The following is a 17,446-nucleotide window of genomic DNA, read 5'->3' as shown; positions in this document are numbered from 1 at the left end:
GACGTTGCCTCACCTGGAAAGGCTTATTTATATATCTCAAGAGCTCAGATTATTCTCATGAAGTCGGTTACGCTGGAAATCACAGTCGAAGGCGGCTTCCACCCGGCGAATCAGTTACTCGCAGCGGACCCGTCGATAATCCGTGAGTCACTTCACTATGTTACCGTTCTCGAAGATGGGTCGATTGTCCTCCTCTACCATCTTCGAGGCGACCTCGCTCAAGTAAGAACGTATCTCACGGACCACGAAGAGGTCATCTCCTGTGATGTGCCAGAGAGCGAAGATGGACTCGTGTATATCCACGGTCGCCCAATCGAGCCGATTCGTAAATTTTTCTCTCTTGCCCGGGCGCATGGAATCGTGTTCGAGACACCCATAACACATACTGATAGGGGACTCAGGATCACAGTCAGTGGAGAAGAACAAACGCTTCATCGTGTAATCTCGGAAATTCCGTCAGATATTGAACTAACCCTCCTCAGAAAGGGAGAGCGCAAGCCAAAAGAGAGTGATATGATATCGTTACTGACTGAGCGGCAGATGGAGGTACTCACTGTTGCAGTTGAGGAGGGATACTACAAGACTCCAAGAGGAACGACCCACGAGAAGATCGCTACTCAGATCGGTGTCGCAACCACGACTGTGAGCGAGCACCTTCGGAAAATCGAACACCGTGTATTCTCTACACTTGTCAGATGATTTTATTATAGAATGTTCCACTGACCAAGTCAGCCACTCAAGGAACGTACAAGCTCGAGGAACTAATTAGGGTCTCTTGCTGTCTATGCATACGTCAGAGAGAACTCCCGGCAAAACCTCGCTCAGGTACTGGCGGTCCGGGTATCAAACTGAGTCCGATACTGGTGCACGAGCAGAAAGATGAGCGGCGTCCCAATGACGGTTGGCCATAGCCAACTGACCACCGACGGCAGGAACGTGAAATTGACTGACTAAAAGGCGGTCACTGTCGCGATATACCCGCCTGCCATCCGCGAAAGATGACCGTAGAACCACGCACGAGGGTCAGACACCCCCTGCCTAAACTGCTGGATGCCGTTGCTACCAAACCCGAGGGCGATACCGCTGAACACGAACATGACCGTCCCGAACCCCGACCCAGACAAGAGCTGAGTTACCCCAAACCCACTCAGTCCGACACCAGCGCCAACGAGTAGCACTGTCGCTGCCCAGTCGACGAAAGCAGGCCTATCTGTCACCCGCTTGCGCGAGAGGACGCGGTACCCCGAGAAGACAAAATAGAAAACGAACACCGCAACGAGCGCGAGGAACTGCCTGAACGGGTTCGGATCAAAAACGGACAACGCGAGTACCGAGGCTGAAACGAACGCCATCGAGCCGACGCGTCCACAACTCGTGGGGTGGTAGCCGTGAAAAATTTTGCAAGTAATTCACAAGACTACGCAAGGATAACGTCCAACAATCGCACCAATCGTTCAACGGACGAACGCCGTTCGAGGTTGTCAACAACTATATATTTACGTCAAGGAACAGTTTTGTCTCGAGTCTATTACAATATGGAATCAAGGCTATTTGCCATCGGTTTTGGGAGTGGCTCTCTCGGCTGCGACCTGCTTCGACGTCGCCTCAGGCGGGTCGTGAGCGCGGTCAACCATGAAAACCCGAGCACGTCCGACAGCCACCCTCGTGTCTCTCGTATCGGCCGCTCAGTCGGTGAACCGTGGTTACCGGCTGATGCTACCCCCGGACTGCTCGCAGACGCGCTCGACCTCGGCGGGAGTGATGACGGCTAAGTCACCGTCTAGCGTTCGCTTGAGGGCCGCCGTCGCAGCACCCGTTTCGAGCGCGTCGGGGACGGGTTCACCGCGAATCCGTGAGGCGAGATAGCCGCCGACGAAGGCGTCGCCCGTACCTATCGGGTCGACTGTCTCGGTTTCGAACGCACCCTGCTCGTACGTCTCGCCGTCGGTGCGGGCGAGTGCGCCCTCGTCGCCGCGAGTGACGAGCACCGTCTCGAAGCCGAATTCCGCTTCGAGTGACGCCGCAATCGCGGCCGCGTCGCCGTCGCGTCCGAGGACGGTTCGGGCGTCGCGCGCCGCGACGACGAGCACGTCGACGAGCGGGAAGAGCGGTTCGAGCGTCTCGCGTGCCGCTTCGGGACTCCACAGCTTCGACCGATAGTTCAGGTCGAACGCGGTGGTCGCTCCCGCGCTCCGCGCGGCGTCGAGAAGAGAGCGCGTCGTCGCTTCCAACTGGTCGGACAGCGCGGGCGTGATACCGCTCGTGTAGTAGTAGGTGACGTCTTCGAGGAGATGCGTCGGGAGTTCGCTGGGCGTCGCAGTCGTCACCGCGGCGTCCGCCCGGTCGTAGATGACCGACGTGCCACGCGGTTCGCCGCCGTGTTCGAGGTAGTACGTTCCCTGCCGGTGGTCGTCGCTCCAGACGACTGCGGGTTCGACGCCGTGTCGACGCACGTCGGTCGCGACCCGGCGGCCGAGCGCTGAGTCGGGGAGTTTCGACAGCCACGCGGCGTCGGCTCCGAGCCTGCTGGCCGCGATGGCGACGTTCGACTCCGCCCCGGCGGTGCTGAACCGCACCGTGTCGCTCGTCTCTAAGCGGCCTCCTCTCGGAGGAGACAGGCGAACCATCGTCTCGCCGAACGTTACCAGTTCAGGCGTCACAGTATCCACTCTCTCGGGTCGGGTCTTGCATACTCGAACGTCGCAGAGTCGCGGCATAAGGACTCCGCTCTCGACGATGTTTGCTCGCGCCAGTCGCGGACCCCGAAGGTTAAGCACTGGGTCGTCCTGCTACGAGTATGGTCGCTTCCACCGCTCAGCGAATCGCAGAGTCGGGTCTCGTCGCAATCATCCGCGGGACCGACCCCGAGACGGCAATCGAGACAGTCGACGCGCTCCGTCGCGGCGGGGTTTCGACGGTCGAGATAACCGCGAACACCGAGGGCGTCCTCGACATGATTCGAGACGTGTCTGAATCGTTCGCGGCCGACGAGGTCACCGTCGGCGCGGGGACCGTTCTCGACGCGGCAACGGCGCGGGAGACGACTCTCGCCGGCGCGGAGTTCATCGTCACGCCGTCGTTCGACGAGGGCGTCGTCGAAACCGCGAATCGCTACGGCGTGCCCTCGCTCGTCGGCATCGCCACGCCGACCGAAGCCGTCAACGCCTTCGAAGCCGGTGCCGACATGGTGAAGGTCTTTCCTGCGGGCACGCTCGGACCGGGGTTCGTCTCGGCGCTCGGCGGCCCCCTCGGCCACATCCCGACCGTTCCGACCGGCGGGGTCGGACTGGACAACGTCGGCGAGTTCTTCGACGCGGGCGCGACGGCCGTCGGCGTCGGGAGTTCCATCGTCGACACCGAAGCCATCGCTCGCGGCGAGTTCGACGTCATCGAAGCGAACGCCCGCGCGTTCAGAGAGGCTGTCGAGGCCGCCCGGACCGAGTGAGGTCGGCCGACTCCGATGGCCGCGACGGCCGGGCCGTCGAGCGTTCTGAACTGCACGAAACGAAAGCTGAACCCAACGGTCCACACCGTTTCGGGACCGCGGGGAAGGTAGCGTCGTCACTCCCGACGCGGTGTTGCGCCGTCGGCTTCCGCTCTCACCTACAGTCGGGACCGAGTCTCGGAGTCGTTGACTCGGTGCGTCACCGCTCGGCGACGACCTCGATTTCCACGTCGATGTCGACGGGGAGTTTCACGACTTCGACGGCGCTCCGTGCCGGATACGGTGCCGACATGTACTCGCCGTACACCTCGTTCACCTCGTCGTAGTAGCGCATGTCTTTGAGGAAGACGGTGGCTTTCACCACGTCCGCAAGCGACGACCCGCCGGCCTCCAGAATCGCCTCGACGTTCTCGAGGGTTCGCTTCGTCTGTTCCGCCGGCGTTCCATCGATGACTTCGCCCGTTTCGGGGTCGACGGGGCCCTGTCCAGAGACGTAGAGTTTGTCGCCCGAGGCGATGCCCTGCGAGTACGGTCCGATGCTGTCCGGTGCGTCCGCTGTGGTTAGTTCTTTCATCGCTGATGTGGGTTAGCGTCGTGATGGTACTTCGTCCGCGTCGTACACTTCATTGATGAACGACGTCGAGAGACTCGTCGTGAGGCCGCCGTCGAGGACAACGTTCTCGCCGGTGATGAAACTGGACAACTCCGATGCGAGGAACAGCGAGGTGTCCGCGACCTCGCGCGGCGTCCCGAAGCGACCGAGCGGGTACTGGTCGAGCCAGCCTTCGCGCGCGTTCGAATCGCCCGTTCGGCCCTCTGTGTTCTCCATCTCCTCGCGCCTGCTCGCAGTTTCTATCGTGCCTGCGGAGATAACGTTCGAGCGAACTCCGTGTTGGCCGTAGTGGGCCGCGATGTTTCGCGACATCGCGAGGAGACCGCTTTTCGCCTCCGAGTAGCCGGACAGACCGATGCCGAAGAGCCCGTTGACCGAGCCCATGTGGACCATCGAGCCTCCGCCGGCGGCGACCATGGCCGGAAGGACCTCCTTACTCAGGAGGAACTGGCTCTTGAGGTTCAGGTCGACCATCCGCTCGAACGTCTCCTCGTCGCAGCGGTGGGCCACGTTCGCGGACTCGTCCGAGCCGCCCGCGTTGTTCACCAGCACCTTGACCTCGCCGAACTCGTCGAGCGCGGTATCGACGAGGCTTCGAACCTCGTCGCGGTCGGTCACGTCGCATTCGACCGGAACGACCCGGCCGTCGTGTGCGGCGGTGAGCTCCTCGGCGACCGGTCTCACGTCGTCCAACGAGCGCGAGCAGATGGCGACGTCTCCGCCCGCCTCCGCGAATCGCGCCGCGATTTCGCGACCGATACCTCGGGAGGCACCGGTTACGATTGCCGGACGGTCTCGTAGTGATAACTCAACCATAGCGTGCGCATCCATGTGGTCGGAGCTATTCAACCTTGCTATGGTGTTGCATTATATTCGGTACGCTTCGACGGCGTCTCGGTCGACCGAGATGCCGAGTCCGGGTCCGCGCGGTGCGGGGAGACAGCCGTCTTCGACTTCGAACGGCTCCGCGATGACGTCGCCTTCCCACGCGTAGTACGTCGAGTCCGGGGGGAGTGAAAAGCCCGGAATCCCGCTTACGGCGTGGAGAATCGCCGCCGTTCGAATCCCAAGGTCGAACGCACAGTGGTGGGTAAACGGCACGCCGGCGTCTTCGAGTATCGCCGCCTGTTGACGGATACCGCTGATGCCGCCGGCCGGGGTGAGGTCGATGACGCCCACGTCCATCGCGCCGGCCTCGACGAGCGAAGAGATGTTGTGTGGCACGTAAGTGTCCTCATTCGGGGCGATGGGCTGTCGAAGGCGCTGTCGCAACCGTGCGAGCGACACGTGGGAGTCCACCCGAATCGGCTGTTCGAGGTACTGCAGGTAGATACCCTCGTCTTCGAGCATCGCGCCGACGCGAACTGCTTGGTCGAGCGTCCAACCCTGGTTCGGGTCAAGGCGGAACTCCAGTTGTCCGTCCGTCTCGTCGTGCATCGCCTTGATCCGCGTAACGTCCTGTCGCCAGTCTCTCCCCGCTTTCGTCTTGAGCACGTCGAACCCCGCGTCTAGTGCCTCTCGGGCTTTCACGCGAGACTCCTCGGGCGGCAGGATTCCGAGGCAGAACGCGACCGGGACTGGACCGGGGCTCCGGGTGCCGTCGGCCACGTGGGACCGGTGCTGGAGTGTGCTCTGGGTCGGCGCGGTCCAGCCACCGAGCAGTTCGTACACGGGTCGGTCGAGCGCTTTCCCTACGATGTCCCAACAGGCCGTTTCGACGGCGGAAAAGAACATGTCGACGTTCGTGTACTCGACGAACACCTGTCGGCGGAGGCGTTCGATTTCGAACGGCGACTGACCGATGACCATCGGCCCGATACCGTCTTCGATGAGCGACTCGGTCGCCGTCGGCGAGAGGAACACGCGCATCTCGCCCCAGCCTTCGATTCCCTCGTCGGTGTCGACACGGACGAGCACGCGCTCCATCGATTCGAGCTCGCCGTGATTCGTGGTGTACGGGGCGATTCCGAGCGGTTCGTCGATACTCGTTAGCGGGACGTCGACAGTAACCGCCGTCACGTCGGTTATCTCCATACCAACGCTTGTAGGGGGCGACAGTATGAAAGTATCGTTTGTTACAGACTCGCGTCCGTGGCCTCCCGAATCCACGACAGCGACTGCTCGGGCAGCAGTCCGTAGTTGTAGAACGAGACCCGCGGCACGTCGGCGGCTCGTAGTGAGTCGACGATGTCGACGAGCGTTTCGCCGTCGTGTATCGCCGGGTGACCCGGGAGGAGTCCGACGTGTAACGGTACATCATCGGTGACCGCATCGACGCTTCGATAGGCGTCCATCACCGCCTCTCGAGAGGACTCGTACGCCGGCAGACAGAAGTAATCGACGTGCTCGGACAGCCGGTCGAGGTCGGCTCCGACCATCCACTCGCGGCCGGGTTCGGGCGCGCCGACGTAGTATCCGAGCGGCGTCGACCCGCTCGCCGCCGACAGGTCCGCGTAGAGCGTCGCCAGCGTTTCTTCGCGTACGTCGACGTAGTCGGCGACCGCGTCGTGCTCGCGGAGCCATAGCTCGGGTGAGAGACCGTGCGGAACGGTTCCATCGACGATTTCGTCGAGCGTCTGTGCGACGGTCTCCCGAGTTGATTCGACGTCGACGCCCGCGTCCGACGCGGTCGCCCGACAGTGGTCGCAGAAGCACAGTCCGAAGAGGAACTCACCGAGCGTTCCCAGCCGAGCGTGAATTTTCTGGTGGTGCCAACCGAATCCCGTCCCGTAGAAGTAGTCGAAGGTCTCGAGTTCGATTCGGTCGAAGTGGGCCGAGTCGGTCAGGTCGCGGACGAGCCCGATGAGGTACTCCTGCACGTCGGGGTTCGACGGGCAGAGGCCGAAGACGAGGTCGTCGCCGTGCGCGGAGGTCAGCGTCACGTCTCGATGGCGCATCCCGAGCCGTGAGTTGTGGCAGCCGACCGTCCACGAGTTCAACCGGACGTTCTCGAGGCCGTCGGCGATTTCAGCGACCCAATCACCGGTCATCCCCTCGTACGGAACCGGTTCGAGGCGGCCGTAGCCGCCGTCAGGGCGGAAGTATGAACTCGCGCGTGCGAAGAAGGTCCGCCGCTCCGGGTTGTGCGGCGCAAACGCTTGTACGGCGTGATAGTTCGTCGCGAGGGTCACCTCGTCGACGCCCAGTTCGACGATGTGAGCGCCCGTCTCTCGTGGTCCCGAATCGAGCACGTCCCACGGGTACGCCCAGATAGCGAACTCCATAGCGGGTCGTCACGCGGGTCGATAATAAATATACAGGGGGGGGCGTTACTCCTTGACCGCGCCGGCAGTCATTCCCGCCACGATGTACTGTTCGAGGAACGCGAACAGGACGAGGAGTGGGATGATACCGATGACCGAGACGGTGAGCATCATCCGCCAGTCGGTCTGGAGCGCGCCGACCATCGAGAAGACGCCGCGCGGAATGTTGTACTTCCCGCTGTCGGTGAGGAACGTCAGCACGAACAGTAGCCGGTTCCACGCGTACAGGAACGTGTAGGTGATGCTGGCGACTAGCGCGGGTTTGGTCAGCGGAAGAACAATTTTCGTGAGTACCTGTAACTGGCTGGCACCGTCGATGCGGGCGGATTCCTCCAGTTCAACGGGAACCGTCTTGAAATAGCCGTAGAGCATCCAGATGTTGAACGGGAGGGTGAACGCCGCCGCGGGGACGATAACGGCCAGGTACGTGTTGAACAGTCCGAGCCGGCTGATGACGTCGAACAGCCCCACGATGAGCACCACGGGGGCGAACATCTGGACGACGAGGACGGCGAGCAGGAACGTCCGCTTGCCCACGAAGTCGTTCCGCGCGCAGGAGTACGCGGCGGGAATCGCGAGCAGAAGCGTCAGGACGACGGTTCCGAGCGAGATGACGAAACTGTTGGCAATCCAGAGGAGCACGTCGGTCTGCGTCCAGACGTCCACGTACGCCCCAAGCGACGGCTGGGACGGGACGAGCGTCGCCGGTGCGGAGAATATCTCCGACTCCGGTTTGAACGTACTGGAGAACATCACGTAGAACGGGAACATCATTATCCCGAGTAGGGCGATGAGCATGCCGTAGACTCTGACTCGTCGCAGTCCTCCCTCGTCGTGGCCCGCCATCGTCACAGCTCCTCACCTCCGCGGGTGTAGACCCTGAGATAGACGACGGCGAACAGGAGCAACAGCAGGAACCCGATGACGCTGTAGGCGGCACCGAGCCCGAGATTCCCGTTCTGCAGGCCGACCTGGTAGATGTGTATCACCAGCGTCGCGGTCGTGCTAATCGGACCGCCGCCCGTCATCGTCCAGATAACGTCGAAACTGACGAAGGTCCAAATCGTCGAGAGGAGCGTCGCCATCAGGATGACGCTCTTGAGCTGTGGGAGCGTGATGTATCGGAACTGGTGCCATCGCTCGGCTCCGTCGATGGCCGCGGCCTCGTAGAGGTCCTGCGGAATCGACTGCAGACCCGCGAGGAAGATGATAGCCATGAACGGCGTACCGATCCAGATATCGGCCACGACGACGCCCAACCACGCGATGTCGGGGCTCCCGAGAATCCCGATACCCTGCTCTATCACGCCGAGTTTGAGCAGAATGGCGTTGAGATAGCCGAACTGTGGATGTTCTATCCACCGGAAGACGACCGCAGAGATGGCGTACGGAATTCCCCACGGGATGAGAAACGCCGTTCGGAAGAACTTCCGACCCCGAATGTCGCCCTTGAGGTGAACTGCGATGAGCAGACCGAGTAACGTCTTTCCGGCGACACCGACCGCGACCCACCGCCCCGTTTGCCAGAGGAGACGGTAGAAGATGTCGCTGTTGAAGATGTCGACGTAGTGTTGCAACCCGACGAACGTCTCGATAGTCGAATCGGCGGGAGAGCGATACAGCGACAGGCGGAACGTCTCCAGTATCGGGTACCCGACGACGGCGACGAGAAACACCGCAGCGGGCGCTATCAAGAGGTACGCGCGGCGGTTCCGCTTGATATGCGCGGCGGACTGTGCCAGTCGCGAATCGTCGCCTGTCCGGGTGCGTTCTTCAGCGAGGCTCATATCGTTGCATTAGTTCATCGCGTCTTCGAGGTCGCTCTGGGCGTCATTCAAGGCCTTCTGCGGACTCTTCTGGCCGGCGAGCGCTTCCTGTATCGCTTGGACCATCCGGTCGTTGAACTGGCTGAAATTGCTGAGCTTCGGCCGAGCACGGGCGTACTGTCCGGCCTCGACGAACGGTCCCCAGTTCTTCGATTCGGAGAAGTACTCCCGTTCGCCGACCGCCTCGACGACCGGGAGGAAGCCCTTCTGTTTCGAGTACTGGAAGCGGCGCTCCTCGTCGAAGTAGAAACGAATGAGGTCTCGCGCGATGTCCTTGTGTTCGCTCTGGCTGAAGATTCCTAGGGTGTCGATGGTGAACAGGCTGTACCGGCCCGCGGGCCCCTTCGGGACTTGGACGATACCGTAGTCGAAGTCAACCTCGCCGTTCTCCTGTGACTCAGTTATGTTGAGCCCCGTGTACACGTGCCCGATGACCATCCCGAGGTCACCGTTCTCGAACAGTTGACGGATGTCCTGTCGGGTCGACGAGAGCGGTGAGGACTGTGTCACGCCGTGTTCGAGATGGAGGTCGGTGTAGAACGAAAGCGCCTCGACGGCGCCGTCGGAGTTGACGACGGGCATCCCCTCGTCGTCGACCAGGTCGGCGCCGTGCGACCAGTGGTAATGGTAGTACTGTGAACCCGTCTCGATGGCGTCGGCACCGGCGAGGCCGAGCGCCGGGACGCTCACTTCGTCGCTCTCGGTGAGGGCCTTCGCCGCCGCGAGCATGTCCTCCCACGTGTCCAGCGCCGGATTTTCCGGGTCGAGACCGGCGGCCTCGAACGCGTCTTTGTTGTAGTAGAGACACTTGTTCGACGCGGCCCACGGGACGCCGTAGTGCGAGCCGTTGTACATCGTGCCGTTGGCGACCCCCTCGGCGAACTTCTCGCCGAACTCGCCGTCCATCAGGTCGTCAACCGGTTCGAGCGCGTCCTTCCCGACGAGTTGCGGAATCCACCGAGCGGGCCAGCGGCTCACGTCCGGGGCTTGCCCGCCGTCGACTCGGTTGTTCACGGTTTGCCGTGCGTTGTCCCAAGTCACACTCGTGAACTCGACGTCAACGTCGTACTCCGACTCGAAGGCGGCGTTGTTCTCCTCGAAGAACTGCTTGATGTTGTCACCGACGCCCATCGTGAGGAGTTGGACGCTCTGGGTGTCGTCCCCACTCTCACCACTGCCCTCGCCGCTAGAGTCGCTTTCGCTTCCGTCCCCGCCGCCGGTACAGCCAGCGACGGCGATCATGCCACCAGCACCGAGCGCTTGAAGGAGCCGCCGACGGTCCAGAGTCTGTCCGCTAGCTTCTTCTGTGGTATTCTCTCGCATCATCGCTACCAATTGCCCCCAAATATATAATTGTTTTTATCCATATTTTATTTTCATTATGGTTGTCGGTGTCTCACGCGTTCTGTTCGTGAACCGCATCGAGCAGTGAAGCGAGTTCCTCGGCGATAACCGACCGAATCCGCTCTCCCTTCTCGGCGCTCGCCTCCTCGGGGTGCCCGATGGCACCCGTCTCGGAGTACGCGTCGAACGACCGGTAGACGCTCACTGAGCCCCCGTCGAGGAGGTCCTGTCCGCCCCAGCGGTACGACTCGCTTAGTGGTTCACCGTTCCGGGTGGACGAGTCGCCGACGAGGTCGGGCCGGACCGCAAGCATGAGCGACGTTTCGAACTCGCCCCCGTGAGCCATCCCACCGGTCTCGGTGTCTCGAAGCGCCTCGATTCGGTCAGTCGCCAGCTCGAAGTAGGTCGTTCCGAGCACCTCGGCATCGGTCTCGACGCCGACCGTGCTGACGACGGACCCGATGAGGGGGCCGTTGCCGCCGTGGCCGTTGACGAACAACACGGCGTCGAAGCCGTTTTGAAGTCCCGTGTTCGCGATGTCCTCGAGCGTCGCGCGAATCGTTTCGAAGTCTAACGACAGCGTCCCGCCGAAGGTGAGATGATGCGGTGAGAACCCGCTCCACACAGTCGGCGAGACGACGACGGGGAGACCGTCGGTCTGCTTGACCGCCGAATCGACCATCGCCTCGACTAGGAGGGAGTCGGTCACTACCGGCAGATGTTCACCGTGCTGTTCGATGCTTCCTACCGGAATCACCAGAACCGACCCCGGTTTCGCTCCCACCTCTCGAATCTCGGTCGCGGTCATTCCTGCCCACTCGTGCTCGCGTCGTCCGATTGAATCATACATCATGTTAGGCGGAGTCCGTCAGTCGCGTCTCGGCCACCGGTACGCGCGCGCCATCGCTACCAAAGAGGTGCATGTCGTCCACGTCGAACCCGAGCGTTATCTCGTCTCCGACGGTCGGTCGGAACTCACTTTCGACCCGCGCGACGGCCTCGGACGAGCCGCGGGCCGTCTGCAGATAGAGGAAGTTGTCCGAACCGACCGGTTCGACGACGTCGACGACCGTCTCGACGTAGCCTCTCTCACCGTCCGGCCTGAGGTCTTCCGGTCGGACGCCCAGCGTGTATTCACCAGCGGGAATATCGACACCCAGCGTGAACTCGAAGCTCGAGGATTCGAAGTGAACGCCGCCGTCGTCGTCCGTTGCGGTCACCTCGAAGAAGTTCATCGAGGGCGACCCGATGAACCCGGCGACGAACTCGTTGTTGGGCTCGTCGTAGCACCGCTCCGGGGGGTCGACCTGTTGGAGTTTGCCGTCGTTGAGGATGGCGATACGGTCGGCCATCGTCATCGCCTCTGTCTGGTCGTGAGTGACGTACACCGTCGTGACGCCGAGGTCCTCCTGAATCCGCTGGATCTCCGTCCGCATCTGCGTCCGGAGCTTGGCGTCCAGGTTCGAAAGCGGCTCGTCCATCAAGAACACGTCGGGGTCGCGCACGATGGCTCTTCCGAGTGCGACCCGCTGTTGCTGACCGCCCGAGAGCTGTTTCGGGAGGTCGTCTAACAGCTCCGAAATCTCCAGCATCTCGGCGGCGTCCTCGACGCGGTTCCGGACCTCGTCGTCGTCTTCCCCGGCGAGGCGCAGTCCGAAGGACATGTTCTCGCGGACGGTCATGTGGGGGTACAGCGCGTACGACTGGAACACCATCGCGATGTTCCGGTCCTGCGGCCGCACGTCGTTGACGACGTGCTCGCCGATGGCGATCTCACCTCCGGTGACGGTCTCGAGCCCCGCCACCATCCTGAGCGTTGTCGACTTCCCGCAACCGGACGGCCCGACGACGACGACGAACTCCCCGTCGTCTACGGTGAGGTCCAACCCCTCGACGGCGAGGATGTCCGCGTCGTACTCCTTACTCACGTTCGATAGTCTTACCTGGCTCATGTCGGCTGAGGACTACTCCTCAATCCTGCATAATAAATGTTGGTAATGAGAGCGAACGACGCGCTCCCAACCGTGTTGAATCGTATTCGGCGCCGCTACGGTCTTCTCAACACCCCAGTCGTCGGGTGAAGCGTCTATCCGGTCATCGGTTCTCGCTTCCCCTCACGTCTAACCGAGGGACTCGGCGGCGGTTCCCCGCGATGTCACTACCGTCGACACCCCGTATTCAACACGGTCGAAAGTGCAGAACCTCGACGTAGGCCTACACTACCGTTGATATTCGTCGAACACGCCCTCTCAACCGGTATTTCGGCCTATTCACGGGACGCGGTTCCGGTCCCGGATTCGACGTGCTCGGGAAATACGCATCAATGTAAAGTAAAAATAGCGTGTTATGCGCTGTACTTTTTTCTGTGGTGAATACGCGAGGTTCTCTTTCCGAGAGGGTTGAATGCCAATTGAACAGGGGAAATACTTTCACCGAGTGCGGGAAAGACCGTAGCATGTCCGATGGCAACGTCAAAACAATACGCGCGGTCGAAACGACGTTCGAGATTCTCGACGCCCTCAGCGGCGTCGAACCGGCTGGCCTCTCGGAACTCGCGTCGACGGTCGACATTCCGGCAAGCACGATTTACGTCCACCTCAACACGCTCGTCGAGCGGGGGTTCGTCGTCAAGGACGCCGGAGAGTACCGTCGCTCGTTTCGCTTTCTCGAGGTCGGCGGGGACGTCCGGCAGCGGGTCGACATCGCTCGACTGCTCAGGAATAAGGTCGAAGAGCTCAGCCGAGTAACGGGCGAGATAGTCGGCGCTGCGGTCGAAGAAAACGGGAAACGGGTCATTCTGTATCGAAGCACCGGGGAGAAGGCCGCGGCGGACGAGATTCCGATCGGGAATCGCACGGAGATGCATTGGACTTCGCTCGGGAAGGCGATTTTAGCGTACCTCCCCGAGGCTCGCCGGACGGAAATCATCGAGCGACACGGCCTCCCGTCGGGGACGAACAGGACCGTTAGCTCGCTGGCGGAACTCGAAGACTCGCTCACGCGGGTCCGTGAACGGGGGTACGCCATCGACGATGAGGAACACCTCCGCGGTATTCGAGGTATCGCCGTTCCGCTTCTCGATAAGAACGGGGAGGTTAAGGCATCTATCGGCGTGACGGGGCCCCGAGACCGGTTCACACCGGCCTACATGGCGGAGCTACTGAACGTACTGCAGTACAGCAAAAACGAACTCGAAGTGCGTAACCAGTACTCCGAGTACACGAGCATAGACGGGTGATTACCCACGCTCGCCGTATAGTAATTACAGAGCTATGTTTGTAATTCTTTACGAGGCGATACGATGGGTATCGCTCGTCTCGGAGTCTTACCGGCCTTCCGGCCGAGCAAACGGATAAAACGACGATGCGTCGGTATAGTCACCCACGGGATAGTATTGTGTGAAATGAGATATATTGGTGCGACAGTATCCTCTCTGCATCGCTGACGGAGCGACCATCTGTCGGACGGCCTGGTCACAGTCTCCCTCACATGTGGTGCTCTTCGTTCCACTTTGATGATCGAAACCGAAGAAACCAATATCTATCGTCGTGTATATGACGGTTAGTTAGACTAAGCCGGTTTACTGCGCATGACTGACTACCAGCACCGCTTGGCGAGAGCCCTACAGTAGTTGTTTGAGGTAGTTACCCACTTTCGGAACCGAACGTTGCTCAAGTGCAGTATCAATCGCGGTTGTTAGCTCGTCAAGGGAGTCGAAGAACTGGTTGCTTAGACCTGCTTGAAGCTGTCCCCAGCACTCCTCAACCGGGTTTAGCTCCGGCGAGTACGATCGGAACGTCACGAATGCGAGGTCGTCATAAGAGCCGTTGTGTCGGTTTCTTTCCGTCCGCGTTGTCGAGGGCGTCTTGCAGTTCCTCGACGGGGATCCCGTCGAGATGCTTCACTATCGCTCATAACAGTCTCTGTGCAAAAAATTCTAATGGTTACTATGGCAAAAAATCGCTCACAGATAGTCAGGTAGCGAAGACCGACAGCCTACAAGGGTTGGTCACAGCTCGAACCCTTGACCGGTCGAGCAATTTCTCGATACCAAGGAAACAAGCGTCGCTCGTTAGTGGCTCGTTCTAAGGACCAAGGTTTTCGGAGTTAGAATAGAAATGACACTAAAATATGACTTTCGAATAGCTCATTGTCCGAGACAGACAATGAGTATTAGCAGAAAATCACCCCGTGCTCAAATCAATGCAATAAATCATATGCCGCGATATAAAATTTATTTCAGAAAGAAGCACGCACGGCGCTTTGAGAGCGGCTAGAGCACTGGTCTAAACACCGAGAACAGGCGTCAGACGGGCTCTTCAACAGATGTGCATCCCTATAAGCGTGGGGCAAGTGGCGTATCGTCGATGAGAACCGTGGAGAACGCATCTGACGTTCCGGGTGAGGCTGGTTTCCGCATACACAATAGATAACATGCGACAGTTCCAACGTCAAGACACATGTCTGAAAAGCCAGCTGAAACACTCGAAGTAGACGATTTCACACTCGGACTCGTCGGACCCGAACAGGAGTGGGCGGGAACGGTCCGCGACGGGGGGACTGTCAAGACGCACACCCCCGCCGGTTGCTGGGGACCGATGATCACCCCGTCGTTCCGCGGCGGACACGAGGTCACACGGCCGATTTACGTCGAAAACGCCGAACCGGGCGACGCGCTCGTCGTCCGAATCAAGGACGTCGAAGTGACGAGCGTCGCGACGAGCACCGGTAGCATGGCGGAGCGAGAGGGCGCGTTCGGTGACGACCCGTTCGTCGACCACCGCTGTCCCGGGTGCGGGACGCCGTGGCCCGAGACCGTCGTCGAAGAGACGGGAGCGGAGTCGATTCGGTGTGCGGAGTGCGGCGCCAACGCCTCGTCGTTCGGGTTCGAATACGGTTACACCGTCGTCTTCGACGACGACCGAACCGTCGGCATCACCGTCGGCGCCGACGGTGCCCACCAGTTAGCCGAGCGCGCCGACGAGGCGATGGCGCTCCCCGAGAACTCGCGGCAACACCCGATTTTGCTGTACGAGCCCGACGAGATGCCCGGCGCACTCGGACGTCTTCGACCGTTTATCGGCAACATCGGAACGACGCCGGCGGTCGAACTGCCCGACTCGCATAACGCGGGGGATTTCGGGCAGTTCCTCATCGGTGCCGAACACGACTGGGGGCTCCCGGACGAGGCGGCGCTCGAAGCGCGGACCGACGGCCACCTCGACTCGAACGAGGTGCGGCCCGGCTCGGTGCTCATCTGCCCCGTTCGGGTCGACGGTGCCGGCCTGTACGTCGGCGACCTCCACGCCAACCAAGGAGACGGCGAACTCTCGCTCCACACGACGGACGTAAGCGGGCGGACCGAACTCGAAGTGGAGGTCATCAAGGGTCTCGACCTGCCGGGGCCGTTGTTGCTCCCGAACGAAGCGGACCTCCCGCACATCGCGAAACCCTACACCGACGCCGAGCGTGCCGCCGGCGCGGCACTCGCGGACGAGTACGACGTCGAGACGCTTCACGACTCCCTGCCGCTTCAGGTCATCGGGTCGGGTGCGACCATCAACGACGCGACGGAGAACGCGTTCGCGAGGGCGAGTTCGCTGTTCGGTATCAGCGAGGGAGAGGTTCGCTCTCGGTGCACGTTCACCGGCGGCATCGAAATCGCTCGCCTGCCGGGCGTCGTCCAGCTGTCGATGCTCGTCCCGGTCGAACTGCTCGACGAGGTCGGCCTCACCGAGACCGTCCGCGAGCAGTACGGGGCGTAGTCAGCCGCCCCGCATCGCCGGAAAGAGCTTCACCGTTTCCCCATCCGGTATCGCGTCGTCCAACGCCGCCTTGCGCGCTCCGACCATCACCCGGACGCTCGGGCGGACGCCACCGCTCTCGTCGTAGAGGTGTGTTTCCGCGTTCGGATAGCGAGCCACGAACGCATCGAGCAGGTCGCGAACCGTTCCTCCGCTCGGTGCTACGTCGACCGTCTTTCCACCTGCCGCGGACCGAAGCGGCCCGTAAACGGTAACCTGCATACCGATTGGAGGGAGGCAACGCACAAATTACTACGGATACGCAGTCACGGAGACGCTGGGTGCCCGACCACTGAATCGACCATCGGTGCTCACAGAACACGGGTTGAATCTGCCACAGCTACTCGCAGAAGACAGGTGCGAGCGACCTACGGGTGGAGATAGACCCAGCGGTCGAGTACGGGGCAGACATCGGCCTCCTCGACCACATCTTCGAGAACCTGTTTCGGAACGCGGTCGCCCACCAAACCCCGGTGACGGTAGCCGTGGGGGCACTTGAGGGTCGGTCCGGGTTCTACGTCGCAGACGACGGAACCGGAATCCCGCGCGAGAAAGCCGGCGACGTCCTCGAATACGGCTATTCGACCGCACGCGGCGGGACCGGCGTCGACCTCACTATCGTCAGCGAGTTCGTAGAGGCTCACGGTTGGAAACTGGCAATCTCGAACACCGAGGGCGGCGGGGCGAAATCCGAGATTTACACGAAGTGACGGTCACCGTTCGGCCGCGCTCGGCGGACTGTGGCGACGCGACTGACGACGCATCAATTGTGGATATCACCCACAATAATCACGTCCGCGAACGGATACAGACGGTGACCAGCAACGACGTCCCAGACCGTCTCGCATCGGTCGCCAGCAACGCCTTCGGCGAGCTAGTCGATGGGAATCGGGACACCGCCGTATTCACGTTCGAACAAGTGGGTATGGAAAGGATCTGTGAGAAAGAGGAGCCGGCCCCACTGACGACGGATGCCGGCAGTGGAGTCAGCTGTCACCCACGCGGAATCCGCGCCCCGACCATCAGCGTCGGACCGCGTTAGTGAACCGCGATAAGAACAAGATTCAGTGATACGGAGACGCGGTGATAGTCGGCGCGAGAGCCGACCCGCGTTCGGCTGGCGCGACGGTCGCCGACGACGGAGAGACAGA

General features: G+C 61.3%; 17 protein-coding genes and 1 pseudogene. 5 read left to right on the top strand and 13 right to left on the bottom strand.

Features of this window, described 5'->3' with window-relative positions; genetic code table 11:
• Positions 1-57: 57 nt before the first annotated feature.
• Entirely contained in the window at positions 58-699 is a 642-nt protein-coding gene (locus ACFQI8_RS12620) for a helix-turn-helix domain-containing protein (RefSeq protein ID WP_390245282.1), read from the top strand.
• A 251-nt stretch (positions 700-950) separates the two neighbouring features.
• Here the strand turns inward: ACFQI8_RS12620 and ACFQI8_RS12615 are convergent, their stop codons facing one another.
• Both ACFQI8_RS12615 and kdgK1 read right to left on the bottom strand, forming a co-directional pair.
• Positions 951-1,352 (bottom strand): hypothetical protein, encoded by a 402-nt coding sequence (locus tag ACFQI8_RS12615; RefSeq protein ID WP_390245280.1) that lies wholly within the window; start codon positions 1,350-1,352, stop codon positions 951-953.
• A gap of 351 nt (positions 1,353-1,703) precedes the next feature.
• On the bottom strand, positions 1,704-2,660 hold the full coding sequence (gene kdgK1, locus ACFQI8_RS12610; protein ID WP_390245278.1) for a bifunctional 2-dehydro-3-deoxygluconokinase/2-dehydro-3-deoxygalactonokinase: 957 nt from the start codon (positions 2,658-2,660) through the stop codon (positions 1,704-1,706).
• A 137-nt stretch (positions 2,661-2,797) separates the two neighbouring features.
• Here kdgK1 and ACFQI8_RS12605 point away from each other — a divergent pair, with 137 nt between their 5' ends.
• Positions 2,798-3,445, top strand: a complete 648-nt coding sequence (locus tag ACFQI8_RS12605; RefSeq protein WP_390245276.1) for a bifunctional 4-hydroxy-2-oxoglutarate aldolase/2-dehydro-3-deoxy-phosphogluconate aldolase — start codon at positions 2,798-2,800, stop codon at positions 3,443-3,445.
• A 199-nt stretch (positions 3,446-3,644) separates the two neighbouring features.
• Here the strand turns inward: ACFQI8_RS12605 and ACFQI8_RS12600 are convergent, their stop codons facing one another.
• From ACFQI8_RS12600 to ACFQI8_RS12560, 9 genes are all read right to left on the bottom strand, one after another.
• The gene (locus tag ACFQI8_RS12600) at positions 3,645-4,019 is read right to left on the bottom strand and encodes a Rid family detoxifying hydrolase (protein WP_390245274.1); all 375 of its coding nucleotides are present in this window, start codon (positions 4,017-4,019) and stop codon (positions 3,645-3,647) included.
• 12 nt (positions 4,020-4,031) lie between these two features.
• On the bottom strand, positions 4,032-4,874 hold the full coding sequence (locus ACFQI8_RS12595) for an SDR family NAD(P)-dependent oxidoreductase (protein ID WP_390245272.1): 843 nt from the start codon (positions 4,872-4,874) through the stop codon (positions 4,032-4,034).
• A 51-nt stretch (positions 4,875-4,925) separates the two neighbouring features.
• Entirely contained in the window at positions 4,926-6,092 is a 1,167-nt protein-coding gene (locus ACFQI8_RS12590) for a mandelate racemase/muconate lactonizing enzyme family protein (RefSeq protein WP_390245269.1), read from the bottom strand.
• A 41-nt stretch (positions 6,093-6,133) separates the two neighbouring features.
• Positions 6,134-7,282: a hypothetical protein gene (locus ACFQI8_RS12585; RefSeq protein ID WP_390245267.1), complete on the bottom strand. Its 1,149-nt coding sequence runs from the start codon at positions 7,280-7,282 to the stop codon at positions 6,134-6,136.
• Positions 7,283-7,327: 45 nt separating this feature from the next.
• Positions 7,328-8,173 (bottom strand): carbohydrate ABC transporter permease, encoded by an 846-nt coding sequence (locus tag ACFQI8_RS12580; protein ID WP_390245265.1) that lies wholly within the window; start codon positions 8,171-8,173, stop codon positions 7,328-7,330.
• Positions 8,170-9,108, bottom strand: a complete 939-nt coding sequence (locus ACFQI8_RS12575) for a carbohydrate ABC transporter permease (RefSeq protein ID WP_390245263.1) — start codon at positions 9,106-9,108, stop codon at positions 8,170-8,172. The genes ACFQI8_RS12580 and ACFQI8_RS12575 overlap by 4 nt, the downstream gene beginning before the upstream one ends.
• 9 nt (positions 9,109-9,117) lie before the next feature.
• Entirely contained in the window at positions 9,118-10,389 is a 1,272-nt protein-coding gene (locus ACFQI8_RS12570; protein WP_390245334.1) for an ABC transporter substrate-binding protein, read from the bottom strand.
• A 154-nt stretch (positions 10,390-10,543) separates the two neighbouring features.
• Positions 10,544-11,344, bottom strand: a complete 801-nt coding sequence (locus ACFQI8_RS12565; RefSeq protein ID WP_390245261.1) for a creatininase family protein — start codon at positions 11,342-11,344, stop codon at positions 10,544-10,546.
• A gap of 1 nt (position 11,345) precedes the next feature.
• Complete coding sequence (locus ACFQI8_RS12560) at positions 11,346-12,443, bottom strand: ABC transporter ATP-binding protein (protein ID WP_390245259.1); 1,098 nt, start codon at positions 12,441-12,443, stop codon at positions 11,346-11,348.
• Between the two features lie 503 nt (positions 12,444-12,946).
• Here ACFQI8_RS12560 and ACFQI8_RS12555 point away from each other — a divergent pair.
• Positions 12,947-13,729: an IclR family transcriptional regulator gene (locus ACFQI8_RS12555; protein ID WP_390245332.1), complete on the top strand. Its 783-nt coding sequence runs from the start codon at positions 12,947-12,949 to the stop codon at positions 13,727-13,729.
• A 384-nt stretch (positions 13,730-14,113) separates the two neighbouring features.
• Here the strand turns inward: ACFQI8_RS12555 and ACFQI8_RS12550 are convergent.
• Positions 14,114-14,308 (bottom strand): annotated as a pseudogene (locus tag ACFQI8_RS12550) (transposase); the annotation flags it as partial.
• 643 nt (positions 14,309-14,951) lie between these two features.
• Here ACFQI8_RS12550 and ACFQI8_RS12545 point away from each other — a divergent pair.
• Positions 14,952-16,256, top strand: a complete 1,305-nt coding sequence (locus tag ACFQI8_RS12545) for an acetamidase/formamidase family protein (protein ID WP_390245257.1) — start codon at positions 14,952-14,954, stop codon at positions 16,254-16,256.
• Here ACFQI8_RS12545 and ACFQI8_RS12540 read toward each other — a convergent pair whose 3' ends face one another.
• On the bottom strand, positions 16,257-16,517 hold the full coding sequence (locus tag ACFQI8_RS12540; protein ID WP_390245255.1) for a ubiquitin-like small modifier protein 1: 261 nt from the start codon (positions 16,515-16,517) through the stop codon (positions 16,257-16,259).
• 152 nt (positions 16,518-16,669) lie between these two features.
• Here ACFQI8_RS12540 and ACFQI8_RS12535 point away from each other — a divergent pair, with 152 nt between their 5' ends.
• A complete protein-coding gene (locus tag ACFQI8_RS12535; RefSeq protein WP_390245253.1) occupies positions 16,670-17,005 on the top strand; it encodes a sensor histidine kinase in 336 nt (111 codons plus the stop codon).
• The last annotated feature ends 441 nt before the right edge of the window (positions 17,006-17,446 follow it).

Origin of the sequence: Haloferax chudinovii (assembly GCF_042663345.1) — an archaeon.
Lineage (GTDB): Archaea > Halobacteriota > Halobacteria > Halobacteriales > Haloferacaceae > Haloferax > Haloferax chudinovii.
Note: the sequence above shows the minus strand (reverse complement) of the source record. Positions and strands in the feature narration are given on the sequence as shown.

What these genes read in the sequence shown, in the direction of transcription:
- ACFQI8_RS12620 (WP_390245282.1), top strand. Translation starts at nt 58, where the DNA reads ATGAAGTCGGTTACGCTGGAAATCACAGTCGAAGGCGGCTTCCACCCG.
- ACFQI8_RS12615 (WP_390245280.1), bottom strand. Translation starts at nt 1,352, where the DNA reads ATGGCGTTCGTTTCAGCCTCGGTACTCGCGTTGTCCGTTTTTGATCCG.
- ACFQI8_RS12605 (WP_390245276.1), top strand. Translation starts at nt 2,798, where the DNA reads ATGGTCGCTTCCACCGCTCAGCGAATCGCAGAGTCGGGTCTCGTCGCA.
- ACFQI8_RS12600 (WP_390245274.1), bottom strand. Translation starts at nt 4,019, where the DNA reads ATGAAAGAACTAACCACAGCGGACGCACCGGACAGCATCGGACCGTAC.
- ACFQI8_RS12595 (WP_390245272.1), bottom strand. Translation starts at nt 4,874, where the DNA reads ATGGTTGAGTTATCACTACGAGACCGTCCGGCAATCGTAACCGGTGCC.
- ACFQI8_RS12590 (WP_390245269.1), bottom strand. Translation starts at nt 6,092, where the DNA reads ATGGAGATAACCGACGTGACGGCGGTTACTGTCGACGTCCCGCTAACG.
- ACFQI8_RS12585 (WP_390245267.1), bottom strand. Translation starts at nt 7,282, where the DNA reads ATGGAGTTCGCTATCTGGGCGTACCCGTGGGACGTGCTCGATTCGGGA.
- ACFQI8_RS12575 (WP_390245263.1), bottom strand. Translation starts at nt 9,108, where the DNA reads ATGAGCCTCGCTGAAGAACGCACCCGGACAGGCGACGATTCGCGACTG.
- ACFQI8_RS12570 (WP_390245334.1), bottom strand. Translation starts at nt 10,389, where the DNA reads ATGATCGCCGTCGCTGGCTGTACCGGCGGCGGGGACGGAAGCGAAAGC.
- ACFQI8_RS12565 (WP_390245261.1), bottom strand. Translation starts at nt 11,344, where the DNA reads ATGATGTATGATTCAATCGGACGACGCGAGCACGAGTGGGCAGGAATG.
- ACFQI8_RS12560 (WP_390245259.1), bottom strand. Translation starts at nt 12,443, where the DNA reads ATGAGCCAGGTAAGACTATCGAACGTGAGTAAGGAGTACGACGCGGAC.
- ACFQI8_RS12555 (WP_390245332.1), top strand. Translation starts at nt 12,947, where the DNA reads ATGTCCGATGGCAACGTCAAAACAATACGCGCGGTCGAAACGACGTTC.
- ACFQI8_RS12545 (WP_390245257.1), top strand. Translation starts at nt 14,952, where the DNA reads ATGTCTGAAAAGCCAGCTGAAACACTCGAAGTAGACGATTTCACACTC.
- ACFQI8_RS12540 (WP_390245255.1), bottom strand. Translation starts at nt 16,517, where the DNA reads ATGCAGGTTACCGTTTACGGGCCGCTTCGGTCCGCGGCAGGTGGAAAG.